Annotated in this window: 24 protein-coding genes; 15 read left to right on the forward strand and 9 right to left on the reverse strand. The window is 75.5% G+C overall.

The features are described from left to right. Nucleotide 1 precedes the first annotated feature (1 nt). The 3 genes from ACFVXN_RS08610 to cofD are packed head-to-tail and all read left to right on the forward strand — an operon-like array spanning nucleotide 2 to nucleotide 2,885. Nucleotides 2–1,084 carry a putative F420-0 ABC transporter permease subunit gene (locus ACFVXN_RS08610; protein ID WP_389230289.1) on the forward strand — a complete coding sequence of 361 codons (1,083 nt, stop codon included), beginning with the start codon at nucleotides 2–4 and terminating at the stop codon, nucleotides 1,082–1,084. Then, entirely contained in the window at nucleotides 1,075–1,875 is an 801-nt protein-coding gene (locus ACFVXN_RS08615; protein WP_389230292.1) for a putative F420-0 ABC transporter ATP-binding protein, read from the forward strand. The genes ACFVXN_RS08610 and ACFVXN_RS08615 overlap by 10 nt, the downstream gene beginning before the upstream one ends. Beyond that, nucleotides 1,872–2,885, forward strand: a complete 1,014-nt coding sequence (cofD, locus tag ACFVXN_RS08620) for a 2-phospho-L-lactate transferase (RefSeq protein WP_389230295.1) — start codon at nucleotides 1,872–1,874, stop codon at nucleotides 2,883–2,885. Before ACFVXN_RS08615 ends, cofD begins: the two co-directional genes overlap by 4 nt. Before the next feature lie 31 nt (nucleotides 2,886–2,916). Here cofD and cofC read toward each other — a convergent pair whose 3' ends face one another. Both cofC and ACFVXN_RS08630 read right to left on the reverse strand, forming a co-directional pair. Continuing rightward, nucleotides 2,917–3,591: a 2-phospho-L-lactate guanylyltransferase gene (gene cofC / locus ACFVXN_RS08625; RefSeq protein WP_389230298.1), complete on the reverse strand. Its 675-nt coding sequence runs from the start codon at nucleotides 3,589–3,591 to the stop codon at nucleotides 2,917–2,919. A gap of 43 nt (nucleotides 3,592–3,634) precedes the next feature. Beyond that, the gene (locus ACFVXN_RS08630; RefSeq protein ID WP_389230301.1) at nucleotides 3,635–4,018 is read right to left on the reverse strand and encodes an iron chaperone; all 384 of its coding nucleotides are present in this window, start codon (nucleotides 4,016–4,018) and stop codon (nucleotides 3,635–3,637) included. A gap of 168 nt (nucleotides 4,019–4,186) precedes the next feature. Between ACFVXN_RS08630 and ACFVXN_RS08635 the strand changes: the two genes are divergently transcribed. The 3 genes from ACFVXN_RS08635 to ACFVXN_RS08645 are packed head-to-tail and all read left to right on the forward strand — an operon-like array spanning nucleotide 4,187 to nucleotide 5,430. Beyond that, nucleotides 4,187–4,384: a hypothetical protein gene (locus ACFVXN_RS08635; RefSeq protein ID WP_389230304.1), complete on the forward strand. Its 198-nt coding sequence runs from the start codon at nucleotides 4,187–4,189 to the stop codon at nucleotides 4,382–4,384. A 40-nt stretch (nucleotides 4,385–4,424) separates the two neighbouring features. After that, nucleotides 4,425–4,997 carry an HhH-GPD-type base excision DNA repair protein gene (locus ACFVXN_RS08640; protein WP_389230307.1) on the forward strand — a complete coding sequence of 191 codons (573 nt, stop codon included), beginning with the start codon at nucleotides 4,425–4,427 and terminating at the stop codon, nucleotides 4,995–4,997. Nucleotides 4,998–5,049: 52 nt separating this feature from the next. Further along, the gene (locus ACFVXN_RS08645) at nucleotides 5,050–5,430 is read left to right on the forward strand and encodes a YbjQ family protein (protein WP_389230310.1); all 381 of its coding nucleotides are present in this window, start codon (nucleotides 5,050–5,052) and stop codon (nucleotides 5,428–5,430) included. 50 nt (nucleotides 5,431–5,480) lie between these two features. On the opposite strand, the gene ACFVXN_RS08650 is transcribed toward ACFVXN_RS08645, so the two are convergent. The 5 genes from ACFVXN_RS08650 to ACFVXN_RS08670 form a co-directional block, all read right to left on the reverse strand. Beyond that, on the reverse strand, nucleotides 5,481–5,873 hold the full coding sequence (locus tag ACFVXN_RS08650; RefSeq protein ID WP_389230313.1) for a hypothetical protein: 393 nt from the start codon (nucleotides 5,871–5,873) through the stop codon (nucleotides 5,481–5,483). 100 nt (nucleotides 5,874–5,973) lie between these two features. Continuing rightward, complete coding sequence (locus ACFVXN_RS08655; protein WP_389230317.1) at nucleotides 5,974–6,777, reverse strand: coenzyme F420-0:L-glutamate ligase; 804 nt, start codon at nucleotides 6,775–6,777, stop codon at nucleotides 5,974–5,976. 2 nt (nucleotides 6,778–6,779) lie between these two features. Then, nucleotides 6,780–7,799 carry a TIGR03557 family F420-dependent LLM class oxidoreductase gene (locus ACFVXN_RS08660; protein WP_389230320.1) on the reverse strand — a complete coding sequence of 340 codons (1,020 nt, stop codon included), beginning with the start codon at nucleotides 7,797–7,799 and terminating at the stop codon, nucleotides 6,780–6,782. Between the two features lie 104 nt (nucleotides 7,800–7,903). After that, entirely contained in the window at nucleotides 7,904–8,281 is a 378-nt protein-coding gene (locus tag ACFVXN_RS08665) for a hypothetical protein (protein ID WP_389230323.1), read from the reverse strand. Between the two features lie 54 nt (nucleotides 8,282–8,335). Continuing rightward, entirely contained in the window at nucleotides 8,336–9,181 is an 846-nt protein-coding gene (locus ACFVXN_RS08670) for a LysR family transcriptional regulator (RefSeq protein WP_389230326.1), read from the reverse strand. Between the two features lie 190 nt (nucleotides 9,182–9,371). Here ACFVXN_RS08670 and ACFVXN_RS08675 point away from each other — a divergent pair, with 190 nt between their 5' ends. Both ACFVXN_RS08675 and ACFVXN_RS08680 read left to right on the forward strand, forming a co-directional pair. Next, entirely contained in the window at nucleotides 9,372–10,838 is a 1,467-nt protein-coding gene (locus ACFVXN_RS08675) for an MFS transporter (RefSeq protein ID WP_389230329.1), read from the forward strand. A 77-nt stretch (nucleotides 10,839–10,915) separates the two neighbouring features. Then, a complete protein-coding gene (locus ACFVXN_RS08680; RefSeq protein ID WP_389230332.1) occupies nucleotides 10,916–11,692 on the forward strand; it encodes a 4'-phosphopantetheinyl transferase family protein in 777 nt (258 codons plus the stop codon). A gap of 63 nt (nucleotides 11,693–11,755) precedes the next feature. Here ACFVXN_RS08680 and ACFVXN_RS08685 read toward each other — a convergent pair whose 3' ends face one another. After that, nucleotides 11,756–13,063 (reverse strand): M1 family metallopeptidase, encoded by a 1,308-nt coding sequence (locus ACFVXN_RS08685; RefSeq protein WP_389230335.1) that lies wholly within the window; start codon nucleotides 13,061–13,063, stop codon nucleotides 11,756–11,758. Then, nucleotides 13,060–16,920 carry a Pls/PosA family non-ribosomal peptide synthetase gene (locus ACFVXN_RS08690; RefSeq protein WP_389230338.1) on the reverse strand — a complete coding sequence of 1,287 codons (3,861 nt, stop codon included), beginning with the start codon at nucleotides 16,918–16,920 and terminating at the stop codon, nucleotides 13,060–13,062. The genes ACFVXN_RS08685 and ACFVXN_RS08690 overlap by 4 nt, the downstream gene beginning before the upstream one ends. A 195-nt stretch (nucleotides 16,921–17,115) precedes the next feature. On the opposite strand from ACFVXN_RS08690, the gene valS reads away from it, so the two are divergent. From valS to efeU, 7 genes are all read left to right on the forward strand, one after another. Beyond that, nucleotides 17,116–19,824: a valine--tRNA ligase gene (gene valS / locus ACFVXN_RS08695; RefSeq protein ID WP_389230341.1), complete on the forward strand. Its 2,709-nt coding sequence runs from the start codon at nucleotides 17,116–17,118 to the stop codon at nucleotides 19,822–19,824. A gap of 211 nt (nucleotides 19,825–20,035) precedes the next feature. After that, nucleotides 20,036–20,875 carry an ABC transporter substrate-binding protein gene (locus tag ACFVXN_RS08700; RefSeq protein WP_389230344.1) on the forward strand — a complete coding sequence of 280 codons (840 nt, stop codon included), beginning with the start codon at nucleotides 20,036–20,038 and terminating at the stop codon, nucleotides 20,873–20,875. Between the two features lies 1 nt (nucleotide 20,876). Continuing rightward, entirely contained in the window at nucleotides 20,877–21,713 is an 837-nt protein-coding gene (locus tag ACFVXN_RS08705) for an amino acid ABC transporter permease (protein WP_389230347.1), read from the forward strand. Then, entirely contained in the window at nucleotides 21,713–22,495 is a 783-nt protein-coding gene (locus ACFVXN_RS08710; RefSeq protein WP_389230351.1) for an amino acid ABC transporter ATP-binding protein, read from the forward strand. The genes ACFVXN_RS08705 and ACFVXN_RS08710 overlap by 1 nt, the downstream gene beginning before the upstream one ends. 96 nt (nucleotides 22,496–22,591) lie before the next feature. Further along, nucleotides 22,592–24,406, forward strand: a complete 1,815-nt coding sequence (locus ACFVXN_RS08715) for an AMP-dependent synthetase/ligase (protein WP_389230354.1) — start codon at nucleotides 22,592–22,594, stop codon at nucleotides 24,404–24,406. A gap of 126 nt (nucleotides 24,407–24,532) precedes the next feature. After that, nucleotides 24,533–24,889, forward strand: a complete 357-nt coding sequence (locus ACFVXN_RS08720; RefSeq protein WP_389230358.1) for a TM2 domain-containing protein — start codon at nucleotides 24,533–24,535, stop codon at nucleotides 24,887–24,889. 174 nt (nucleotides 24,890–25,063) lie between these two features. Continuing rightward, entirely contained in the window at nucleotides 25,064–25,948 is an 885-nt protein-coding gene (efeU, locus tag ACFVXN_RS08725) for an iron uptake transporter permease EfeU (RefSeq protein ID WP_389230361.1), read from the forward strand. Nucleotides 25,949–25,991 lie beyond the last annotated feature (43 nt).

The raw sequence follows: 25,991 nt of genomic DNA on the forward strand, positions 1-25,991 counted from the left end.
GATGACCACCACCCCGCCCCGCACCGCGGCCGCCCCCGCGGCGACCCGTGCGCCGTGGCGACCGCCGCTGCCGGCGACCCTGGTCGTGGGCGTGCTGCTGCTGGTCGCCACGGTGCTGGTCACCGTGACCATCGGACCGGCGGACATCGCGGTCGCGGACGTCGCGCGGAGCATCGCGGGGCACCTGGGCCTGGGCCCGGTGGCCGGCGCGGACGGCGGGGTGCCGGTGCTGACGGACGCGATCGTGTGGGAGCTGCGGCTGCCGCGGGTGCTCACCGGCGCGGCCGTCGGCGCGGGGCTGGCGCTGGCGGGCGCGGTCATGCAGAGCCTCACCCGCAACCCGCTCGCCGACCCGTACCTGCTGGGACTGTCGTCGGGCGCGTCGCTGGGGGCGGTCGCGGTGCTGGTCCTGGGCGTCGGGCTGCTGCTGCCGGTGGCGGCGTTCGCCGGGGCGCTGGCCGCCCTGGTCGCCACGCTGAGCCTCGCGCGGGTCGGCGGCGTGCTGACCCCGGGCCGCGCGGTGCTCGGGGGGCTCGCGGTGTCGCAGCTCGCGGCGGCGGGGACGTCGTTCGTGATCTTCTGGTCCGCGACCGGCGACTCCTACCGGGAGATCCTCAACTGGCTCCTGGGTTCGCTCGCCGGCTCGACGTGGCAGTCGGTGGCGATCGCCGGGGTCGCGCTGCTGGTGGTCGGCACGGTGCTGGTCGGGTCCGCGGTGCGGCTGGACGCGTTCGCGTTCGGGGACACCGCGGCCGCCGCGCTCGGCATCGACGTGGACCGGACGCGCTGGGTGCTGATGACCCTCGTCGCGCTGCTCACGGGGGCGATGGTCGCGGTCAGCGGGTCGATCGGGTTCGTCGGCCTGGTGCTGCCGCACGCGGTCTCGGCGCTCACCGGGCCCGCGCACCGGCGGCTGCTGCCCGTCGCGGCGGTGGTCGGGGCGATCTTCCTGGTGTGGGCCGACACCGGCGCGCGGACGGTCTTCGACCCGCGCGAGCTGCCCGTCGGCATCGTCACCGCGCTGATCGGCGTCCCGGTGTTCGCGGTGCTGCTACGTCGCGGGAGGGGCAGCGCGTGGACCTGACGATCTCCGGCGTCGGCACCCGGCTCGGCGGCCGGTGGGTGGTCGACGGCGTCGACGCGACTCCCCCGTCCGGGGCGCTGACCGGCCTGCTCGGCCCGAACGGCGCGGGCAAGACGACCCTGCTGCGGCTGGTCGCGGGTCTGCTCGACCCCGAGGCCGGTGCGGTGCTGGTCGACGACGTCCCCGTGCACACCGTGCCCCGCCGCGAGCGCGCGCGCCGGATCGCCCTGCTGGAGCAGGAGTCGACGTCCACCGTCCCGCTGACGGTGCGCGAGGTCGTCGCGCTGGGCCGCATCCCCTACCGGACCCTGTGGGGCACGGACACCGCCGAGGCCGCGGCCGTCGACGGCGCGCTGGCCTCCGCCGACGCGACGCACCTGGCCGACCGGCCGTGGGCCGCGCTGTCCGGCGGCGAGCGGCAGCGCGTCCACATCGCCCGTGCGCTCGCCCAGGAGCCGGACCTGCTGCTGCTCGACGAGCCGACCAACCACCTCGACGTCAGCGCGCAGCTGTCGCTGCTGGCGTTCGTCCGCGACCTCGGCCGCACCACCGTCGCCGCGCTGCACGACCTCAACCTCGCGGCGGCGTACTGCGCGCACGTGCTGGTGCTCGCCGAGGGCCGGCTGGTCGCGGCCGGCGACCCGCGCGAGGTCCTGACCGCCGACCTGGTGCGGGCCGTCTACGGCGTCGACGCCGAGGTCCTGACCCACCCGCGCACGGGCCGGCCGGTGATCGCGTTCGGCGACCCCGGTCCGGTGCCCGCGCTCGTCCCCGTCGAAGGAGCACCGTGAAGATCACCGTCCTGTCCGGCGGCGTCGGCGGCGCCCGGTTCACCCGCGGCCTGCTGGCCCTGCTGCGCGACCGGCTGCCCGACGGGCGCGGCGGCACGACCGCCGAGGTCACGGTCGTGGCGAACACCGGCGACGACATGTGGCTGCACGGCGTCCGCGTCTGCCCGGACCTCGACACGCTGATGTACACGCTCGGCGGCGCCGTCCACGAGGACCAGGGCTGGGGCCGCCGCGACGAGTCCAGCCGGGTCAGCGCGGACCTCGCCGCGTACGACGTCGGCTGGGAGTGGTTCACGCTCGGCGACCTGGACCTCGCCACCCACCTGGCCCGGACGCAGTGGCTGCACGAGGGGCTGACGCTGTCGGAGGCGACCGAGCGCCTGACGCGCCGCTGGGACCTCGCCGCGCAGGGCGTCCGGCTGCTGCCGATGTCCGACCAGCCCGTCGAGACCCACGTGGTCGTCGACGACCCCGAGCGCCTGATCCACTTCGAGGAGTGGTGGGTCCGGCACCGCGCGGCGCTGCCCGCACGGCGGTTCGAGCAGGTCGGGCTGGCCACCGCGTCGGCGGCGCTCGGGGTGCTCGACGCGCTCGCCGACGCCGACGTCGTGGTGCTCCCGCCGTCCAACCCGGTGGTGTCGGTCGGCACGGTCCTCGCGGTGCCCGGCGTCCGTGCGGCGCTGGCCTCGACCTCCGCGGCCGTCGTCGGGGTGTCCCCGATCGTGGGCGGCGCGCCCGTGCGCGGGATGGCCGCCGAGTGCCTGGCGACGATCGGCGTCGACGCCACCGCCGAGGCGGTCGCCCGGCACTACGGCCTGCGCGGCGACCGCACGCGCCCCGCCGACGCACCCGGGGTGCTCGACGCGTGGCTGGTGGACACGGTCGACGCCGACGCGGCGACGGCGCTGGCGGCCGACGGCTGGCGGGCCGCCGCGACGGGCACGCTGATGCACGACGTCCCCGAGACGGCCCGGATCGCGGCGGCGGCGCTGGCGCTCGTCGGGCGCTGACCCGGCGGTCCGGCCCCTCGGGCCCGGCGGCTCAGCCCAGCGGCCCGAGCCGCCGCAGCAGCGCCCCGGTCCGACCGCCGACGCCGCGGGCCAGCAGCGCCGTCAGGTCCGCGGGCACGTCGACGTCGTGCCGGAGGGTCGTGTCGTCGGGCAGGTCGATCGTCGCGTGCCCCAGCGCCGCGTGGGCCGCGGCCGACCCGCCGCCGAACGCCGGGCGCAGCCGCTCCCCCGCCCGGGCGGTCAGCAGGGTCGTCCCGGTGCCGTCGGCGTCGGGCAGCACCGCCAGCGGGTGCGCCCCGGCGGCCGCGAGCGCAGCGTCGAGCTCGCGCGGGTCGAGCCCGGGCAGGTCCCCGAGCAGCACGCCGACGTGCGCGGTCGGCGCCTCGGCGCGCGCGGCGGCGACCCCGGCGGCGACCGCCCGGTCCAGCGACGCCCACCCGCCGGGCGCGTCCCCCGCAGCGGCGGCGGGCTCCGGCAGCACCCGGACCCGGGGCAGCGCGGCGGCGTCGCGGGCCACGGGCGCGTCGGCGGTGACCACGACCACGCGGGCGACCCGCGGCACGGCGAGGACGGCCTCGACCGTGTCGAGCGCCATCGCCCGGACGAGGGCGGCGCGGGCGCCGGGCTCCAGCACGTCGGCGAGCCGCGTCTTGCCCCGGCTCGCGTCCTTCACCGGGACGACCAGGACCCACCGGGCGTGCAGCACCCCCGCACCCTACGCGGGCGCGCGGGTGCCGCGGACGTGCCGCTCAGCCGGCGGTCGGGGTCCGGCGTCGGGGTCGGGCGAGGGCGGCGTCGATCTCCGCCCGGCGCCCCTGCACGAGGGCGTCGAGCGCCGCGTCCGGCAGGGGGCGCTCGACCGTGAACCGGATGCCGCCCTTCGTCGCGTCGAACCCGTCGAGGGTGGCGAGCACCGCGGCGGTGACGTCCGCGCTGAACGGGTACGCGGTGCACCCCGACGCCGCCGCGACGACGCTCAGCAGCGGCCGCCCCCGGTACCGGAGGGCCGCCAGTCCGTACGACGTGCCCTCCTCGAGGTCCGGCACCCGATCGCGCGCCCGGTCGAGCAGCCGCCCGACCAGCTCCCGCTGCGCCCCGTCCAGCGACGCGACGTACTCGGCGACCTCGCCCACGGCCCGCTCCCGTCCTCGGTGGTCGCCCGATCGTGGCACCGCGCCACGCCGGGCGGTACCCCCGCCGACCGGGTGGTTCCGCCGCCGACCCCAGCGCCGGACCCTCGGTCGGCCGATGGAACAGGTGGACGTCCGGTCGGCGGTCGCTCCGGGCGAGGGCGAGAGGCGGTGGGACCCGTGCGGCTGCGGCAGCGCGTCATGTCGGTCCTCGTGCTCGCCGGGTGCCTGACCGGCCTCGTCGCGATCCCCCTCGGCTGGGGCGCGCACGAGCCGCTGCGGTTCTGCCGCACCGCGGCCGAGTGCCCGGACCTGCGGTGGCCGGCGACGACGGCGCACGGCGTGCCCGCGGACCCCGCGGGGCCGTGACGTCGGGCCCGTACCGACGCCGCGGTGCGAGAATCGCCGCATGACCCTCTGGCTGACCGGTGACGCCGACGCGGACCGCCTGCTCGACGCCGACCCGTTCGCCCTCCTGGTCGGGATGCTGCTCGACCAGCAGGTGACGATGGAGTCCGCGTTCGCGGGCCCGGCGAAGATCGCGGACCGGATGGGCGGCTTCGACGTCGCCCGGATCGCGGACGCCGACCCCGACGCGTTCGCCGCCCTGTGCGCGACCCCGCCGGCGGTGCACCGGTTCCCGGGGTCGATGGCCGCCCGGGTGCAGGCCGTCGCGCGTGCCGTCGTCGACGAGTACGACGGCGACGTGACGCGCCTCTGGACCGAGGGCACCCCGGACGGCGCCACCGTGCTGAAGCGGCTGAAGGCGCTGCCGGGCTTCGGCGACCAGAAGGCGCGGATCTTCCTGGCGCTGCTCGGCAAGCAGCGCGGCGTCGAGCCGACGGGCTGGCGCGAGGCGGCGGGCGCCTACGGGGATGACGTGCCGCGGTCGATCGCCGACGTGCGGGACCCGGAGTCCCTGGGCCGGGTGCGGGAGACGAAGAAGGCCGCGAAGGCCGCCGCGCGCGCCGCGAAGGGCTGAGTCACCCCCGCGGCGGGCGCGCCCGCCTCGGAGGACGTGGCAGCATCGCCGCATGATCGTGGTCACCAGCAACGAGATCCCCGGCTACCGCGTGCAGGCGGTCCTCGGGGAGGTCATGGGCCTGACGGTCCGCTCGACGAACATCGGCTCGAACTTCACCGCGGGCTTCCGGTCCATCGGTGGCGGGGAGATCCCCGAGTACACCCGGATCGTCGACGAGTCCCGGCACGAGGCGATGCGCCGGATGACGGCCGAGGCCGCCCAGCGGGGCGCGAACGCGATCGTCGCGATGCGGTTCGACACCGGGGCGATCGGCCAGTTCAGCGAGGTCTGCGCCTACGGGACGGCGGTCATCGCGGAGCCGATCGCGGCGGGCGAGCCCGGCGCGACGGGCCAGTCGGCGCAGATCGCCGCCCAGACGCCCCTGGCCTGACCCGACCGTCCGGGCCCGGCACCACCCCGGGCCCGGTCGGCTCGACCGCGTCAGGCGTGCAGGCCGTCCGGGAGCGGCAGGTTGACCAGGCGCAGCAGGCGCACCACGGTCTCCTCGACGAACGTGTCGTCCGGCTCGCCGCCCTCGACGGCCATGAGCCGCCGCACCTCGTTCGGCTGCACGTCCTCGGCACCGACGAGCTCGGCCCACGCGGCGAAGCACTCCGCCTCGGCGTCGATGTCGACCGGCGCGCTCTCGTCCGGGTTGTCGAAGAAGTCCCGGGGCTGGAACCCCAGGTAGAACCGGCCGGCGGCGGTCGGCGACGGCAGGTAGTCGATGACGGCGATGTCGCCGTGCTGGACCTCGATGGTCAGGCTCGGGGTCGCGGCCGGGTCGCCGCCCCAGGTGCCGCCGCCGTACGTGAACTTCTCGCCGTCAGCCACGACGGGCCTCCTCCTGGTCGTCCCCTGCAGTGCGTGCCCGGGCCGGCGTGCGGCCGTGCGTGGCGATGCTAGCCCGGCGCCGACCGCGGGCCCGCGAGGCTCACGCGTCGGAGCCGGCGGCGTCCTTCCAGCCGCGCGCGTACGCCTCGGCGGTGCCCTCGGCGAACATGTCGTCCGGGCCGACCCGGACCAGCGCCCGCGCCCCGGGGCCGTCCTCGGCGGTCACGGCGTGCGCCATGCCCCGCACGACGGCGACCGGCACCCCGGTGGCCTTGCCCTTGACGAGCTCGGCGGCGGCGGCGATCTCGTCCGCGAGCGCGGCGACGCTGACCTGCAGCGCGCGCCCGTGGGTGTCGGTCGTGCCGCGCAGGTCGTCGAGCACCCGCACGCCCGCGGCGCCGATGGCGATGTCCGTCTGCCCCTGCCGCCACGGCCGACCGGCGGTGTCCGAGACGAGCACGCCCACGCGGACGCCGAACCGCTCGGCCAGCGCGACCCGCAGCGCGCGAGCGGTGGCGTCGGGGTCCTCGGGCAGCAGCAGGACGGTGCCGTCGGGGGTGTTGGACGCGTCCACCCCGGCGGCGGCCATGACCAGCCCGAGCCGGTTCTCGACGATCCGGGTGACGCCCGCGGCGTGCTCGCGGGTCGCGACGACGCGCACGGTCTCGGCGGTGATCGCCGCCTCGCGGTCGGCGGCGCGCACGACGCGCCCCTCGGCCTTGGACACGATCTTGCTGGTCACGACGAGGACGTCGCCGTCCGCCAGCGTCGTGGCGGGGCGCGCCTCGGCGTCGGCCTCGAGGGCGTCACCGAGCAGCGCGGCCAGGTCGTCGCCCGGGCGGACCTCGCCGATGCCGGGGACGCCCCAGGCGGTGAGGAGGTCCGCCGCGGACGAGCCGTGCACGGTCAGCGCACCAGCTTCGGCAGCACGTCGCGGCCGAACACGTCGATCCACTCGCGCTGGTTGCGGCCCACGTTGTGCAGGTAGATGCGGTCGAAGCCCAGGTCGACGTACTTCTGGATCTCGGCGCGGTGCACGTCGGGGTCCGCCGAGATGACCATGCGGCCCTCGAAGTCCTCGGGGCGCACGAGCTTGGCCATCTGCGCGAAGTCGAACGGCGAGCGGATGTCGCCCTTGGGGAACTTCATGCCGCCGTTGGGCCACTCGACCATCGCGTTGGTCATGGCCTCCTCGTCGGTACCCGCCCACGACAGGTGCAGCTGCAGGACCTTCGGCAGGTCCTGCGGGTCGCGCCCGGACTCGCGCACGCCCTCGTCGAACTTGCCGAACAGGCCGCTGATCTTCTCCAGCGGCGCCCCGACGGTGATGAGGCCGTCGGCGTGCCGACCGGCGCGCTTCGCGGTGACGGGGCCGGCCGTGGCGACCAGGATCTCCGGCGCGACCTCCGGCATCGTCCACAGCCGGGTCGACTCGAGCTTGTAGAACTGCCCGGCGTGCTTGACGTCCTTGCCCGCCAGGGAGGCCGAGAACAGCTTCTTGATGATCTCGATGGCCTCGAACATGCGGTTGATCCGCTCGGGGGCCTCGGGCCAGTAGGACGCGGTGATGTGCTCGTTCAGCGCCTCGCCGGAGCCCAGGCCCAGCCAGTGCCGGCCCGGGTACATCGCGGCGAGCGTCGCCGACGCCTGCGCGACCATCGCCGGGTGCCAGCGGAACGTCGGCGCGGTCACGCCCGGGCCCATGTCCCCCGTCGTGCGCTCACCGAGCGCGGACAGCACGTTCCACACGAACGCCGACTGCCCCTGCTGCGGGACCCACGGCTGGTAGTGGTCGGCCGCCATCGTGCCGAGGAACCCCTGGGACTCGGCGTAGGCGGACAGCTCCACGGCCTCCGTCGGATGGAACTGCTCCAGCATCGCCGCGTACCCGACCTGCAGGCCCTCGGCCACCACACCCTGTGCCACGTGAACGATCTCCCTCGCGTACGGCTGCCCGCTCGGTCACGGGCCTGCGTCGAGCGTAACCAGCGCGTGTGTCCGGCGGATTCCCGACGGGGGTCGCGCGGGTGTCAGGCGCCGCGGACCAGGTGCGCCAGGTGGCCCTGCCCGTGCAGGTGCGCGGCGACGGCCTCGCTGACCTCGCGGAACACGTCGTCGGACCGGCTGACGCCGATCGCCCCGCCCATGACCCCGGCGCCGGACTCCCGGAAGAACCGCGCGACGGGCGTGCCCTGGTGGTCGAGGTGCTGCACGGCGTACACCAGGCGCTGCTTCTTGCGGCCCGCGAGGGCGCCGAACAGCGCGGTCATCGCGACGCTGCCGCGGGACACCCCCCACGACCCGTCGGGGTTGGTGACGACCTCGAACCCGTGCTCCTCGATGGCGGCGACGAGCGCGGCGCGGGCCGCGTCGGGCGAGCCGGACAGGAAGTAGTCGACGCTGGGCACGGGGCGCTCCTCGGGGCTGGTCTGGTCGGCTCCGTGGTCGGGGCCGCGCAGAGGTTACCGCGGCGCGTTCCCGAGGATCGCGCTCGTCAGCGCCTCGATCGGCTCGCGCGGCGACTGCGGGTTCGCGACGAGGGTGATGTCGACGTCCCCGAGCTCCGGGAGCCGCAGCCCGGCGGGCAGCTGGACGAGGTCGTCGGGCAGCAGGCTCTGCGGCAGGACGGCGATCCCGATGCCCGCGCGCAGGGCGGCGAGCACGCCGTTCACCTCGACGGTCTTGCAGGTGATCCGCCAGGGCCGGCCGGCCTCGGTGAGGGCGGCGACGGCGGCCTGCCGGGTCAGCGACGTCCCCTGGTAGGTGATGAGCGGCACGGGGGCGTCGGGGTCGACGGGGGTGCCGGGGAGCGCGACCCAGACCAGCCGGTCGCGGCGGACGAGCTGCCCCTCCGCGTGGCCGGTGGCCTCCTTGATGTAGACGAGGTCGAGCTGGCCGGCCCGCAGCCGTCGGTGCAGCGCGCCGCTCTGCGCGACGGTCAGCTCGAGGTTGATCCGGGGGTGCAGCCGGCGGAAGTCGCGCAGCACCCGGGGCAGCTGCGCGAGCGCGAGGTCGTCGGCGGCGCCGAACCGCAGGCGGCCGTGCATGGCGGACCCGGTGAAGTACCGGGTGGCCTCGTCGTGGGCCGCGAGGATCGTCCGGGCGAACGTCGCCATCGCCTGGCCGTCGTCGGTGAGGGCGACGCCGCGGGTGTCGCGGTCGAGCAGCCGGCGTCCGGCGGTGTCCTCGAGCTTGCGCATGTGCTGGCTCACCGTGGGCTGCGACAGCCCCAGGCGGGCCCCGGCGCGCGTGAAGTTCAACGTCTCGGAAACGGCGAGGAAAGTGCGGAGCTGGTCGGGGTCAAACACGCCATTCCTCCGGTTCGGACATACCGCCCACGACCTGCGTGGACACCGCTCGATCATTACGGATCATCATGGCACTGATAGCCGTCATGACGTCGAAAAATGAGGCGCCGAGCCGTAGCCTGGGGGTACTGACTCGTCCCGGATCCGTTCCGCACCTCACCCTCTCGCGTACCACCAGCTAGGAACACCTGTGCCCTCGGCTCGTCGCCCGTCCCTGTCCCCGACCCGCACCCGTCGCCCCGCCCCCGCCGCCCCCGCCGCCCGGCCCGCCGGCCCCGGCACGACCGGCACCGCCGCCACCCGGCACCGGCCCCGGCTCGCGCTGCACCGCCGCCCCGCCGTCGCCGTCGACACCCCGGCGGACGCCGCCGCGGCAGCCGCGACGCCCCGCCCCCGGAACGCGACGCTCGCCGCGCTAGGCGTCCGCAACTTCCGGCTCTACGTGGCCTCCCAGGTGCTCACCAACACCGGCGGCTGGGCCGCGCGCGTCGCGCAGGACTGGCTGGTGCTGAGCCTGACCGGGTCCGCCGCCCTGGTCGGCCTGACCGTGACGCTGCAGTTCGTCCCGATGCTGCTGCTCGGCCTCGTGGGCGGCGTCGTCGCCGACCGCTACCCGCGCCGGCGCGTCCTCATGGTCACGCAGACGGTCTTCGGCCTGTCGACGCTCGCGATCGGCGTGCTCGCGCTGTCCGGGCACGTCCAGGCGTGGCACGTGCTGCTCGCCGCGTTCGTCTCCGGCCTCGCGACCGTGTTCGACAACCCGGCACGGCAGGCGTTCGTGCACGAGATCGCCGGCCCGCAGCACCTGCGCCAGGCGATCAGCGTGAACTCCGCGGTGTTCCAGCTCGGCGGTCTGGTCGGCCCCGCGGTCGCCGGCGGCCTCATCGCCGCGGTCGGCGAGGGCTGGACGTTCCTGGTCAACGGCGCCGCGTGCTTCGCCGCCGTGTCGCTGCTCGCCGTGATGCGCGCGTCCGAGCTGACCGCCACCCCCGTCGTCGCCCGCGCCAAGGGCCAGCTCCGCGAGGGGCTCGCGTACGTCCGCCGCAGCCCGCGGATCCTGTGGTCGGTCGTGCTGGTCGGCTTCGTCGCGGTCACCGGCGTCAACATGGCGACCGTCCTCGCCGCCTACACCGACCAGGTGTTCCGCACCGACGCCGGCGGCTACGCGCTGCTGACGTCGATGCTGGCGGTCGGCGCCCTCGGCGGCGCGCTGCTGTCCACCCGGCGCCGCGGCAGCCGGATCACGCACCTCGTGCTGCTCGCCGCGGGCATCGGCGTGCTGCAGCTGCTGGCCGCCGCCGCCCCGAGCCGACCGCTGTTCATCGCGGTGCTCATCGGCACCGGCGTCGTCACGCTGCTCTACCTGACCGGCAGCAACACCCTCGTCCAGACGACCGTCGCCCCGCACCTGCGCGGCCGGGTGATGGCGCTCTACGTGCTGGTGCTGCTCGGCGCGCAGGCCGTGTCCGGCACCCTCATCGGGTGGATCTGCGAGCACCTCGGCGCCCGTACCGGCATGGTCGCGTGCGGCGTCGGCCCGCTGCTCGGCGCGCTGGTGGTCGGCCTCGCGCTCGCCCGGCGCAGCGACGTCGGCGTCCGCGGCACCGTGCGCCGGTTCACCGCCCGGGAGACGACGCGCGAGGCCGTCACCGCCTGACGTCCACCCGCCCCGGACCGCCACGCCCGGCCGCCGCCCCGCACGGGTGGCGGCCGGGCGTCGTCGATGATGGACGCGTGCCGTTCCCCCGCCCCGAGCCGGCGCCCGTCGTCCGCACCGCTCCGGTCCGGCCCGCGGCGGACCTGCTCCCGCGCCTCGACGCCGGTGAGCGCGCCCGGCTCGACCGCGCGCCCGCACCCGAGCGCGACGCCGTCGCCTCCGTCCTGCTGCTCGCCCGGCTCGTCGTCGCGGAGGTCTGCGGCGTCGACCCCGCCGCCGTCCGCGTCGACCGCCGCTGCCCCCGCTGCGGCAGCACCGCCCACGGCGTCCCCCGCGTCACCCGGGCCGACGGCGCCGCCGCGCCGCACCTGTCGCTGAGCCGGACGTCGGACCTGGTCGCGGTCGCCGTCGCGTCGGGCCCGGTCGGCATCGACCTCGAGCCGACGACCGCGGGCGCGGGCCTGCGCCCGGACGTCGTGCTGGCCGACGGCGAGCCTCCCGCCCCCGGGCCCGGCGGGCTGCTGGTGACCTGGGTCCGCAAGGAGGCGGTCCTCAAGGCGGCAGGCACCGGCCTCGCGGTCGACCCGAGGTCGCTGCGGGTCACGGACGTCGCGGGCAGCATCACGGTCGAGCACGCCACCCCCGGCCCGCTCACCCCACCCCCCGGCACCCGCTGGCACCTCGAGGACCTCCCCCTCGACCCTCCCCGCACCCGCACGCACCGAGCCGCCCTCGCCCACCTGCACCCCCACTCCCTCCCGCTCCCGCTCCCGCTCCCGCTCCCGCTCCCGCTCCCGCTCCCGAGGGCGCACGAGACACCACGAGGGCGTACTCCACGGCGTACGCCCTCGTGATGTCTCGTACGCCCTCGGCGGGAGCGGGCGTGTGCGCCCTCGGCGGGAGGGGGCGCGTGCGGGTCAGCGGCGCGGGAGGGGCGGGAGTGCCGGGAGGCCGAGCCACGCGGTCAGGAGCGGCGCCGCGTCGTACCCCGTGACGTCGGTGATCGTCGCCGCCAGCGCGGGGGTGTCCACCGACCCGTGCCGGTAGCGGGCCGTCCAGGTGCGGAGCACCTCGAAGAACGCCGCGTCGCCGACCGCGTGCCGCAGGGCGTGCAGGGTGAGCGCGCCGCGCTTGTAGAGCCGGTCGTCGAACATGTCCTCGCGCCCGGGGTCCCCGATCACGAGGTCCTGCGGCAGCCCGCGCAGGCGGGTGTGCACGGTGCGGGCCTGGGCGTCGGCGGTCCGACCGCCGGACTCCTCCTCCCACAGCCACTCGGCGTAGCAGGCGAACCCCTCGTGCAGCCAGATGTCCCGCCAGGTCGACGCGGTCAGGCTGTTGCCGAACCACTGGTGCGCGAGCTCGTGCGCGACCAGCCGCTCGGACCCCCGGCGGCCGTCGACGTGGTTGGCGCCGAACACCGACAGCCCGTGCGCCTCGAGCGGGATCTCGAGGGGGTCGTCGGTGACGACGACGTCGTACCGCGGGTACGGGTACGGCCCGAACCGGTCGGTGAACAGCGCCATCATCGCGGGCTGCCGGGCGAGGTCGTGAGTATGGGCGGCCCGGAGCCGGGGCGGGGCGACGACGTCCTGCGGGACGGGCCCGGCGGCGAGCGGCGTGCGCTCGTACCGGCCGATCTGCACGGTCGCGAGGTACGGCGCGGTGGGCTCGGGCTGGTCGAACTCCCAGCGCACCCGGCTGGACCGGACCCGGTGCCCGACGAGGACGCCGTTGCAGACCACCTCGTAGCCGGCGTCGGTGGTCACGGCGATGTGGAACGCGGCCTTGGCGCCGGGCCGGTCGTCGCAGGGGAACCAGGACGGCGCACCGTCGGGCTGCCCGGCGACGATCACCCCGTCGGTGAGCTCCTCCCAGCCGACCTCGCCCCACGGCCCGCGCCGGGGTCCGGGCTGACCGCCGTACTCCACCTCGACGACCACGCCGGCGCCGGCGGCGACGGGACGGGCGAGTCGGACCTCGAGCCGGCCGTCGCGCTGCGCGAACCGCCCGGGCCGTCGGCCGTCGACGAGCACCTTGGAGACCCGCAGCCCGACGAGGTCGAGCGACAGCCGCTCCAGGTCGTCCGTCGCGGTGGCGTGCACGCGGGCGCGGCCGTCGAGCCGGTTGCTCGCGACGCGGTAGTCGAGGTCGAGGTCGTACCGCGCGACGTGCAGGCCGCCGGGGACGTGGTCGGGCAGGTAGGGGTCGACCGGGGTGCCGGTCACGCCGGCGCCACCGGGTTGCCGGTCCAGCGGCTGCCCGCGGGGATGGACTCCCCGCGCAGCACGAGGGAGGCGGGGCCCACGCTCGCGGCGGCGCCGAGGCTAGCGGCGGGCAGGATCACCCCGTGCGGGCCGATGCCGGCGCCCGCGTCGAGGCGCACGCTGTCGATGCTCATCACCCGATCATGGAACAGGTGCGTCTGGAGCACACACCCGCGGTTCACGGTGGCGCCGTCGCCGAGGGTCACCAGGTCCGCCTCCGGCAGCCAGTAGGTCTCGCACCACACGCCCCGGCCGATCCGGGCGCCGAGCGTGCGCAGCCACAGGTTCATCGCGGGCGACCCGACGCTCGCGGGGCCGAGCCACGGCACGGCGACGACCTCCAGGAAGCTGTCCGCGAGCTCGTTGCGCCAGATGAACCCGCTCCACAGCGCGTGGTCGCCGGGCCGGATCCGGCCGACCAGCAGCCACTTCGCGACGACCGCCACCGCGCACGCGACGACGGCCGCGCCGACGACGACCACGGGCGACAGCAACGCCGCCGCCCCGAGGCCGTGCCGCGCGGTGACGACCTGGAGCACGAGCAGCACGCCGACGCCGAGTCCGAACGCGACGACGACCGCCAGCAGCCGGCACGCCTCGACGAGCGCCCGAGCGACGCGCAGCCGGGTGGGCGGGTCGAACGTCCGGCTGGTGTCCGACTCCCCCGGCGTGCGGCGCAGCGGGGCGGGCGGCGAGCCGAGCCAGGACGACCCGGCCTTGGCGCGTTCCGGCGTGGCGGACAGCACGGCGACGAGGCCGCGCTTCGGCACGGAGCGCCCGGGGGCGATCATCCCGGAGTTGCCGAGGAACGCGCGCTTGCCGACCTTCGCCCGCTCGACGCGCATCCAGCCGCGACCGAGCTCGTAGGAGCCGATCAGGGTGTCGTCCGCGAGGAACGCCCCGCCGCCGACGGTGGTCAGCGACGGCAGCATCAGCACGGTCGACGCCTCGACGTCCCGGCCGATCCGCGCGCCGAGCGCCCGCAGCCACACCGGCGTCAGGGTGCTCGCGTACAGCGGGTAGAGCGTCGTGCGGGCGTCGTCCATCAGCCGCTGGGTCGCCCAGATCTGCCAGCCGGTGCGGCTGCGGACCGCGTGGTGGCCGGCCTCGACGCCGCGCCCGAGCAGCCGGACGCCGACCAGCGTCGCCAGCGCGAGCACGACGAACGACGCGAGCGCGCCCAGCGGTGCGGCCCGCAGCGCGTCGTCCCAGGCGGTGGCCCACGCGCCGGAGCCGCGGATGCCGGCCCCGACCACCAGCAGGCCGGTGGTGGAGGCGAGCACCGGCAGCGCGGCCAGCGCCGCGGCGGTGGCGCCGTAGACGAGGACCCACCGACGACCCCGCGGGGCGCGCTGCGCCGGCCAGGACTCGCTCGCGGGCTTGGCGAACTCGGCGGGCGACCCCGTCCACAGCTCGCCCGGGGGCACGCTCGCCAGCACCGCCGACCCGGCCGCGACCTGCGCGCCCTGCCCGATCCGGACGCCGGGCGCGAGGGTGCTGCGGGTGCCGACCGTCGCGCGCTTGTCGATCCGCACCCGGCCGAGGTGCAGCACGTCGCCGTCCAGCCAGTGCCCGCGCAGGTCGACCTCGGGCTCGACGGCGCAGCGGTCGCCGAGCGTGAGCATCCCGGTGACCGGCGGCGGGGTGTGCAGGTCGACGTCCGCGCCGACCTGCGCGCCGAGCGCCCGGGCGTAGGCCGCGGTCCAGGGCGCGCAGGACAGGTTCTCGGCGCCGGCGGCCGCGGCCCAGCTCTCCGCGAACCACAGCCGCAGGTGCACCGACCCGCCGCGCGGGTACCGGCCGGGGCGCAGGCCCCGCAGCACCGTCCGGGCGACCAGGACCGTGCTGCCCATCCGGCCCAGCGGGCTGATCAGCACGAGCCAGCCGGCGGCCAGCCACCACCACGCGCCCGCCACCGGGGTCAGCCACGGGACCACGCCGGTGACGGCGAGCAGCTGCTCGGCGGCCAGCAGCCAGGTGAGCCACCGCAGGCCGACCAGCGCCGCCAGCGGCACCCCGAGCAGCGTCTGGACCACCTGCGCGCGGCGCGGCGTCGGGCGGACCACGCGGTGCTCGACGGGCGCGGCGGGCTCGAGCTCGTCGAGCCGGCGCGCGAGGTCGCCCAGGCGCGGGTACTCGTAGACGTCCGCGACCGTGACGGTGCCGTACCGCTCGCGCAGCGCCGAGACGAGCTGCGCGGCGACCAGGCTGCCGCCGCCGCTGGCGAAGAAGTCCTCGTCGGGCCCGGCGACCTCCGCGCCGAGCGCGGCGGTCCAGCGCTCCGCCACCCAGGCGGCGGTCGGGGTGAGCCCGGCCGGGCCGGCGGCCGGCGCGGCGACGCCCGGCAGCGGCCAGGGCAGCGCGTCGCGGTCGACCTTCCCGGAGCCGCGGGTCGGCAGCGCGTCGACGACGGCCAGCTGCGGCACCAGGGCGGCGGGCAGCACCGTGCGCAGCCGGGTCCGGGCGTCGGGCAGGTCGACGGTCGCGCCCTGGGCGGCCACCAGGTACCCGGCGAGGACGGCCGTCCCGGCGGGCGTCCGGCGCACCGCGGCGGCGGCCCCGGCCACCCCGGGCAGCGCACCGAGCGCCGCGTCCACCTCGCCGAGCTCGATCCGCCGACCGCCGATCTTGACCTGGTCGTCCGCGCGGCCGACGAACAGCAGCCCCGCGCGGTCGAGGCGCACGACGTCGCCGCTGCGGTACGCGCGCTCCCAGCCGAGGCCCGGCGCGGGCGCGTACTTCTCGGCGTCCTTGGCGGGGTCGAGGTACCGGGCCAGCCCGACGCCGCCGATGATCAGCTCGCCGGTCTCGCCCTCGGCCACCGGCGTGCCGTCCTCCCCGACGACCGCGAGGTCCCAGCCGTCCAGCGCCAGGCCGATCCGGACCGGGCCCTCGCCGGTGAGCCGGGCCGCGCACGCGACGACGGTGGCCTCGGTGGGGCCGTAGGTGTTCCAGACCTCGCGGTCCGGGGTCACGAGCCGTGCGGCGAGCTCGGGCGGGCAGGCCTCGCCACCGAAGATCAGCAGCCTCACGCCCGCGAGCTCCTCCGCGCGCCACAGCCCGGCCAGCGTCGGCACGGTCGAGATGACGGTGATGCCCTGAGCCACGAGCCACGGCCCGAGGTCCATGCCGGTGCGGACCAGTGCGCGCGGGGCGGGGACCAGGCAGGCGCCGTGCGCCCACGCGAGCCACATCTCCTCGCAGCTCGCGTCGAACGCCACCGACAGCCCGGCCAGCACCCGGTCGCCGGGGCCGAGGGGCGCGTCGGCGAGGAACAGCCGCGCCTCGGCGTCCACGAACGCCGCCGCGGACCGGTGCGTCACGGCCACGCCCTTGGGGGCGCCCGTGGACCCCGACGTGAAGATGATCCACGCGTCGTCGTCGAGGCCGGGTCCCGCCGGGGCCGGTCCGCCCGCGCGCCTGCCCGCGGCGACCAGCGCCCGCAGGTCGCCCTCGGCCAGCACCCGGTCGACCGCCGCCTCGGCGAACACGGTGCGCGCCCGCTCGTCCGGGTCGTCGACGTCCACGGGCACGTACGCCGCGCCCGCGACCAGCACGGCGAGGATCGCGGTGTACAGCTCGGCGGTGCCGGACGGGATCCGCACGCCGACCCGCGAGCCCGGGCCGATGCCGGCGACCTCGAGCGCCGTGGCGGCCGCGCGGACGACCTCGGCGAGCTCCGCGTAGGTGAGCACGGTGCTGCCGTCGTCGACCGCCGGCGCGTCGCCGTGCGCCGCGACCGTCGCCGCGAGCACGTCCGCCAGCGTGCGCGGGTCCGCCGCGAGCGTCGCCCGCAGCAGTCCGTCGGTCCCGACCACGTGCTCCTCCGCCCTGCGCCCGCCGCTCGGCGTGCGCGACCGGCACTGTCGCACACGCCTCCCAGCCTCTCCCCGCCCGGCCGGGCCTGTTCACCGACGCGCCGCCTGGTGTTCGTCCGGCGGCCACCGGACCGGCCGCGGACGGCGCCTGTGGACGACGTCGATCGGACCGTCGGCGTCTGGGAGGATGGGCACATGACCGATCTGCCCTCTGCCTCGACGTCCGCTGCCCCGACGACCGCCCCCGTGTCGGCCGTACGCGCGGTACGCGAGGTACCGGACAAGGTCTCGCTCGACGGCGTCGAGGGCCGCTGGGACGCCGACTGGACCGCGCAGGGCACGTACACGTTCGACCGGACGAAGAGCCGCGAGCAGGTCTACTCGATCGACACGCCGCCGCCCACCGTCTCCGGCTCCCTGCACGTCGGCCACGTCTTCTCGTACACGCACACCGACGTCGTCGCCCGGTTCCGCCGGATGCGCGGGGCCGAGGTGTTCTACCCGATGGGCTGGGACGACAACGGCCTGCCCACCGAGCGTCGCGTGCAGAACTACTTCGGCGTGCGGTGCGACCCGTCGCTGCCCTACGACCCGGACTTCGAGCCGCCGCACGTCGGCGGCGAGGGCAAGAGCGTCAAGGCCGCGGACCAGGTGCCGATCAGCCGCCGCAACTTCGTCGAGCTGTGCGAGCGCCTGACCGTCGAGGACGAGCAGCAGTTCGAGGCGCTGTGGCGCCGGCTCGGCCTCTCCGTCGACTGGGCGATGACCTACCAGACCATCTCGGCCGAGGCGCGTGCCGTCGCCCAGCAGGCGTTCCTGCGCAACCTCGCGCGCGGCGAGGCGTACCAGGCCGAGGCCCCCGGCCTGTGGGACGTCACGTTCCAGACCGCCGTCGCCCAGGCCGAGCTCGAGGCGCGCGACTACCCGGGCGCGTTCCACCGGGTCGCGTTCCACGGCGCCGGCCGCGAGCCGGTCTACATCGAGACCACCCGCCCCGAGCTGCTGCCCGCGTGCGTGGCCCTCATCGCGCACCCGGACGACGAGCGCTACCAGCACCTGTTCGGCACCACGGTGACCAGCCCGCTGTTCGGCGTCGAGGTGCCCGTCCTGGCGCACCCGATGGCGGAGATGGACAAGGGCGCCGGCATCGCGATGTGCTGCACGTTCGGCGACCTGACCGACGTGCAGTGGTGGCGTGAGCTGCAGCTGCCGACCCGCTCGGTGATCGGCCGCGACGGCCGCCTGCTGCGCGAGGTCCCCGAGTGGATCACCGCCCCCGAGGGCCGCGCGACCTACGAGCAGCTGGCCGGCAAGACGACGTTCTCCGCCCGCGAGGTGGTCGTCGAGGGCCTGCGCGAGACCGGCGACCTGGACGGCGACCCGCAGCCGACGCAGCGCAAGGCCAACTTCTTCGAGAAGGGCGACAAGCCCCTCGAGATCGTGACCAGCCGGCAGTGGTACATCCGCAACGGCGGCCGGGACGCCGACTTGCGCGACGCGCTCATCGCGCGCGGCCGGGAGCTCGGGTTCCACCCCGACTTCATGCGCGTCCGCTACGAGAACTGGGTCGGCGGCCTGAACGGCGACTGGCTGGTGTCGCGGCAGCGGTTCTTCGGCGTGCCGTTCCCGGTCTGGTACCCCGTGGACGCGGCCGGAGAGGTCGACCACGCGCACCCGATCGTCCCGACCGAGGACCAGCTCCCGGTCGACCCGTCCTCCGACGTGCCGGCCGGCTACACCGCCGACCAGCGCGGCGTCGCGGGCGGGTTCGTGGGCGACCCCGACATCATGGACACCTGGGCGACGTCGTCCCTGACCCCGCAGATCGCCGGCGGCTGGCGCAGCGACCCCGACCTGTTCGCGCGGGTGTTCCCGATGGACCTGCGCCCCCAGGGCCAGGACATCATCCGCACCTGGCTGTTCTCGACGGTCGTCCGCTCGCACCTGGAGCACGGCACGCTGCCCTGGAAGGACTCGGCCATCAGCGGCTGGATCCTCGACCCCGACCGCAAGAAGATGTCGAAGTCCAAGGGCAACGTCGTCACGCCGATGGGGCTCCTGGAGGAGCACGGCTCCGACGCGGTCCGCTACTGGGCGGCGTCCGCGCGGCTCGGCACCGACGCGGCGTTCGAGGTCGGCCAGATGAAGATCGGCCGCCGCCTGGCGATCAAGGTGCTGAACGCCTCGAAGTTCGCGCTGGGCTTCGGCTCCGCCGAGCAGGGCTCCGCGGCCCTGGACCCGGCGCTGGTCACCGACGCGCTGGACCGCGCGATGCTCGCCGGACTGGCCGACGTGGTCGACCGCGCGACCGCGGCGCTCGAGGCGTACGACCACACCCGCGCGCTGGAGCTCACGGAGACGTTCTTCTGGACGTTCTGCGACGACTACCTCGAGCTGGTCAAGGACCGCGCGTACGGAGCGGGTGCCGCGGACGCGGACGTCACCGCCGCCACGGCCTCGGCCCGCGCGGCGCTGGGCATCGCGCTCGACGTGCTGCTGCGGCTGTTCGCCCCGGTGATCCCGTTCGCCACCGAGGAGGTCTGGTCCTGGTGGCGCGAGGGCTCGGTGCACCGCGCCCCGTGGCCCGAGGCCGCGCCGCTGCGGGCCGCCGCGGGCGACGGCGACCCGACGGTGGTCGCGGCCGCCGGTGCCGCGCTCGCCGCGCTGCGCAAGGTGAAGTCCGAGGCCAAGGTGTCGATGCGCACCGAGATCCTCCGCGCCCGCCTCGAGGTCCCGGCGAGCCTGCTCCCGGGCGTGCGGGTCGCGCTGGACGACGTCCGCGCCGCGGGCCGCGCCACCGGCGAGCTCGACGTGGTCGAGGTCGCGGACGGCCCGGACGCGACGGTCGTCGCGCACGACGCCGAGCTGCTGCCCCCGGAGCCGAAGCAGAAGCCGACCGCCTGAGCCGCGGCACCCGTCAGACGCAGGGCACGTCCTCCCGATCCGGGGGGACGTGCCCTGCGTCGTCCCCGGTCCCGTCGGTGGTCGGCGGCGACGGGCGGGGTCCGTGGGGTGGTGCGACCCTGGGACCGACGTCCCGCCGACCCCGGTTATGCATACGTATCGTCGGCCACGTATACTTTTGCGGCCGGTTTCCCCCACGAGGAGTTCCCCCATGCGCACGCGTCACCTCGCCGTCCTCCCCGCCGCGCTCGCGGCGTCCCTCCTGCTGGCCGCGTGCGGCGGCAGCGACGACGCCTCCGGCGACGCGGGCGACGGCGGCGTCCAGCTGGTCTCCGACGGCTCGCTGACCGTCTGCACCAACCCGCCGTACGAGCCGTTCGAGTACGAGGAGGACGGCGAGATCGTCGGCCTTGACATCGCGATCGTCGGCGAGGTCGCCAAGGACCTCGGCGTGGACGTGGTCACCAAGGTGACGCCGTTCGAGGGCATCCAGTCCGGCGCCGACCTCAACACCGGCAACTGCGACGTCGTGGCCTCGGGCATCACGATCACCGAGGAGCGGCAGGCGAAGATCGACTTCTCCGACCCGTACTTCGACGCCAACCAGGGCCTGCTCGTGCCCGAGGGCTCGGACCTCGACTCCGTCGCCGCGCTCGAGGGCAAGAAGATCGGTGTGCAGCAGGCCACCACCGGCGAGACCTGGGCGCAGGACAACGGCCTGGAGATCGTGCAGTTCGAGGACCTCGGTCTCCAGGTCCAGGCCCTCAAGACCGGCCAGATCGACGCGGCCGTCAACGACATCGCCGTGCTCGGCTCGTTCGTCTCCGAGGGCTTCGAGGTCTCCGCGGAGTTCTCCACCGGCGAGCAGTACGGCCTCGGCGTGAAGCAGGGCAACACGGCGCTGCTGGACGCGATCAACGGCACCCTCGACAGGATCCGCGAGGACGGCACCTACGACGCGCTCTACACGGAGTTCATCGGCACCGCGCCCGCCTCGTCCTCGACCGGCGCCGCGACCGCGTCGGCCGAGCCGAGCCCGTCGGACGGCTGACGTGACCGCCACCACCCCCGCGCCCGGGACGCTGCCCGCGTCCCGGCGCCGGTGGAGCCCGCGCCGGCGCGCCCGGGCGTTCCGCGCGGTGCAGTACCTGCTGCTGGTGGCGCTGCTCGCGCTCGTCGCGTCCGCCATCGACTGGGGCGACGTCGGGACCAACTTCTTCAACGTCGACGCGGCCCGCGACATCCTCCCGCTGCTGCCGACGGCCTTCAGGAACACGCTGGTCTACACGCTGGCCGGCTTCGCGGTCGGGCTGTCGCTGGGCACGGTGCTCGCGCTGATGCGCCTGTCCGCGGTCGCGCTCTACCGGTGGATCGCCGTGGTCTACATCGAGTTCTTCCGCGGCATCCCGGCGCTGCTGGTCGTCGTGTCGTTCGGGTACGCGGTGCCGATCGCGTTCGGGGTGAACATCGGCTCGGTGACCACCAAGGCGGCGCTCGCGCTCGGGCTCGTGTCCGCCGCGTACATCGCGGAGACGCTGCGCGCCGGGATCCAGGCGGTCCCGCGCGGCCAGGTCGAGGCGGCTCGCTCGCTCGGCATGTCGCACGGCCGCACGCTCGCGACCGTCGTCGTGCCGCAGGCGTTCCGCATCGTCCTGCCGCCGATGACGAACGAGTTCATCCTGCTGACCAAGGACACGTCCCTGGTGTTCCTGCTCGGGCTCGCGGCCGACCAGTTCGACCTGACCAAGATCGGCCGGGACGCGCTGAACAGCGCCACGGGCGGGCTCACCCCGCTGTTCCTGATCGGCGCCTGCTACCTGCTGATCACCCTGCCGCTCGGGCAGCTGTCCCGGTACCTGGAGAAGCGCACCGGAGCGAGGAGCCGCTGATGACCACGCCCACCCCCACCCCCGCCGACGCCCCCGTGGTGCGGATCGCGGGGCTGCGCAAGGCCTTCGGCGAGCGCGAGGTCCTGACCGGCATCGACCTCGATGTCCGCGCCGGCGAGGTCGTCTGCGTGATCGGCCCCTCGGGTTCCGGCAAGTCGACCTTGCTGCGCTGCATCAACCTGCTGGAGCAGCCCACCGGCGGCCGTGTGGACGTGCTCGGCGTCGAGGTCACCGACCCGGACGTGGACATCGACCGGGTGCGCACGCACGTCGGCATGGTGTTCCAGCAGTTCAACCTGTTCGCGCACATGACCGTCCTGGAGAACTGCACGGTCGCCCAGCGCCAGGTGCTGCGTCGGTCCCGGGACGAGGCCGAGCGCATCGCCCGCGCCAACCTCGAGCGCGTCGGGCTCGCCGACCGTGCCGACGCCCACCCCGCGCAGCTGTCCGGCGGGCAGCAGCAGCGCGTGGCGATCGCCCGGGCCCTGTCGATGGACCCGCAGCTCATGCTGTTCGACGAGCCGACGTCCGCGCTGGACCCCGAGCTCGTCGGCGACGTGCTGGCGGTCATGCGGGACCTCGCCGACGCGGGCATGACGATGATCGTCGTCACGCACGAGATGGCGTTCGCGCGGGACGTGGGCGACCGCGTCGTGTTCATGGACGGCGGCGTGGTCGTCGAGGACGGCCCCGCGGCCGACGTCATCGGCGCACCGCGGGAGGCCCGCACGCGGGCGTTCCTGCAGCGGGTCCTGGACCCCACGCACACCGGGACCGCCTGAACCGCCCCCACCGGGTAGGTGGCGCCGGGTCCCGGACCCGGGACCCGGCGCCGGATAGCATGGCGAACCCCCCGCCGTCACCGACCAGGAGCACCGATGCGCGAGTTCAGCGCCGAGACACCCGTCCCGCACGACCCCGCGCTCAACGTGCCCGGCCTGCTGCTGGAGCGGCTCCGGCGCGACCCGTCGAGCGTGCTCGTCGAGCGGTCCACCGGCCTCGGCGGCTCGTGGCAGCCCGTCACGGTCGCGGAGTTCGTCCGCGAGGTCACCGCGCTCGCCAAGGGCCTGGTCGCCCAGGGGCTCGAGCCCGGCGACCGCGTCGCGATCATGTCGCGCACCCGGTACGAGTGGACCCTGACCGACTTCGCGGTGTGGTTCGCGGGCGGGGTCGGCGTCCCCGTGTACGAGACCTCCTCGGCCGAGCAGGTCGAGTGGATCCTCGCGAGCTCCGGGACGTCCCTGGTCGTCGTCGAGACCGCGGCGCACGCCGCCGTCGTCGGGCAGGTCCGCGCGGCGGTCCCGGCGGTACGGGGCGTGTTCGTCATCGACGACGGCGGGCTGGCCCGGCTCGTGGCCGACGGCCTGGCCGTGGAGGACGCCGAGATCGAGCGCCGCCGCGGGCTCGCGCAGGCCGCGGACCTCGCGACGATCATCTACACCTCCGGCACGACCGGCCGACCCAAGGGCGTCGAGCTGAGCCACGGCAACTTCGTCGACAACGCCCGCAACGGCGTCGCCTCGCTGGCCGAGGTGTGCGCGGTGCCCGGCTCGCGGACGCTGCTGTTCATGCCGCTCGCGCACGTGTTCGCGCGGTTCGTGCAGATGGTCGCGATCGCGGCGGGCTCCCCCATCGGCCACACCCCCGACACGCGCAACCTGCTCGCGGACTTCGCGTCGTTCCGGCCGACGTACATCCTCGCGGTGCCGCGCGTGTTCGAGAAGGTCTACAACTCCGCCGAGCAGAAGGCCGGCCACGGCGCGAAGCTCAAGCTGTTCCGCTGGGCCGCGAAGGTGTCGATCACCTACTCCCGCGCGCTCGACACCCCGCAGGGGCCGTCGGCCGCGCTGAAGGCGAGCCACGCCCTCGCCACCACGCTGGTGCTGCGCCGGCTCAAGGACGCGATGGGCGGCAACCTCCGCTACGCGATCTCGGGCGGCGCCCCGCTCGGCGAGCGGCTCGGCCACTACTACCGCGGCATCGGCGTGCGCGTCCTGGAGGGCTACGGCCTGACCGAGACGACCGCCCCGTCGGCCGTGAACCGGCCGGGCCTGATCAAGATCGGCACCGTCGGCCCCGCCTACCCCGGCACCTCCCTGCGGGTCGACGACGACGGCAACGTGTTCGCGCGCGGCCCGCACGTGTTCCGCGGCTACCACGGCGACCCCGAGGCGACCGCCGCGGTGCTGGACGCCGACGGGTGGTTCGCGACGGGTGACATCGGCACGCTCGACGAGGACGGCTACCTGCGCCTCACCGGCCGCGCGAAGGAGCTCATCGTCACCGCCGGCGGCAAGAACGTCGCCCCCGCGGTGCTCGAGGACCGGTTCCGCGGGCACCCCCTGGTCAGCCAGGTCGTCGTGGTCGGCGACGGGCGCCCGTTCATCGGCGCGCTCGTCACCCTCGACGCCGACATGCTGCCCGGTTGGCTGTCGATGCACGGGCTCCCGGCGATGGACGTGCGCGCGGCCGGTCGGCACCCGGAGGTGCTGGCGGCCCTGGACCGCGCCGCGGCCCGGGCCAACGAGGCCGTGTCCCGCGCCGAGTCGATCCGCAAGGTCCGCGTGCTGGACGGCGACTTCACCGAGGCGAACGGGTACCTCACCCCGTCGCTCAAGGTGAAGCGCGCGCTCGTGCTGAAGGACTTCGCGGCGGACGTCGAGGAGCTCTACGTCGACACCCGGGAGCACTGAGCACCGGTCGCAGCATGTGACCTACGTCACCCTCAGAGGGCGGGACAGGGGCCACAGCGGACTCATAGGTTCAGCGGCGCGCGGGACACTTCGTGCCGCAGCCGTCTCGATCCCGGGAGCCCCTCCGTGTCCTACCCGCAGCCGTCCACCTCCGCCTACTCGTCCACCGCCGGCGAGTCCTCCAAGTCGTTCGTCGCGACCTGGCTCCTGTCCGCGTTCCTCGGCGGGCTCGGCGTCGACCGGTTCTACCTGGGCAAGATCGGCACCGGCGTCCTCAAGCTCGTCACCCTCGGCGGCCTGGGCGTCTGGGCGCTGATCGACCTGATCCTGGTGCTCGCCGGCGCGCAGAAGGACAAGGAGGGCCGGTCGCTGGCCGGCTACGACCAGAACAAGAAGATCGCCTGGATCGTCACCGCCGTCCTGTTCGTGCTCGGCATCGTGGGCAACATCGCCTCCGGCACGCTGGCAGCCATCGGCTCCTGAGCGACCGCACCACCGGCCGGCCGCGCACGAGCGCCCGGCCGGTGGTGCGTCCGGGGTGTCTCACCGCCGCGAGGAGGGTCCGGCGGACCCGACCCCATGCGCTACAGTCGCCCGCGGTGAGGTAAGGCATACCTCATCCCCACGGCGGGTCGCCGGACGTCCACGGAGGTACCGGTGGTCGCCAACGTCCTCATCGGGCTCCGCGAGGGCCTCGAGGCCTCGCTCGTCGTCGGCATCCTGCTGGCCTACCTCGTGCGCACCGGCCGTCGCGACCTCGTCCCCGCGCTCTGGTCCGGGGTCGCCACCGCCGTCGCCGTGTCGCTCGTCGCCGGCGCCGCCCTCACGTTCGGCCCGAAGGGGCTGACGTTCGAGGCGCAGGAGATCATCGGCGGCTCGCTGTCGCTGGTCGCCGCCGGGCTGCTGACCTGGATGACCCTCTGGATGGCCCGCACCGCGCGGCACATGAAGTCCGACCTCGAGGGCCGTCTCGGCGCCGCGCTCGGCGCAGGACCGCGCGCGGTCTACGTGGTCGCGCTGCTCGCCGTCGGCCGCGAGGGCCTCGAGACGGCGCTGTTCCTGTGGGCCGGCGCGCAGGCGTCGTCCTCCCTGACGGGACCCCTGGTCGGCGCGCTGCTCGGCATCGCCGTGGCCGTCGTCCTCGGCTGGGCCGTCTACCGCGGCGCCGTCCGGCTCGACCTGCGCCGGTTCTTCAGCTGGACCGGGATGCTGCTCGTCGTCGTGGCCGCCGGCGTCGTCGCCTACGGCGTCCACGACCTGCAGGAGGCCGGCGTGCTGCCCGGGCTCGGCGCCGTCGCCTACGACATCTCCGCCCTGATCCCGCCGTCGAGCTGGGTCGGCACCGTCCTGGCCGGCATGTTCACGTTCAGCCCCGCCCCCACCTGGGCGCAGGTCGTCGCGTGGACCTGCTACCTCGCCGTGGTCGGCACCGTGTACGTGCGGCAGGTGTGGGGCGGGTCCGCCCGGCCCCGGTCCCCCGCGCCCGCCGCCGCCCCGGCCGCCGGCGCCGCGCCCGCCGGCGCCGCACCCGCCAGCTCCTGACCCGACCGGTAGCGCACCCGGCCGGCACCGGCCCGCAACGGCC

The sequence above is a fragment of the Cellulomonas sp. NPDC058312 genome, assembly GCF_042880135.1.
In the GTDB taxonomy this organism is placed as follows: Bacteria; Actinomycetota; Actinomycetes; order Actinomycetales; family Cellulomonadaceae; genus Cellulomonas.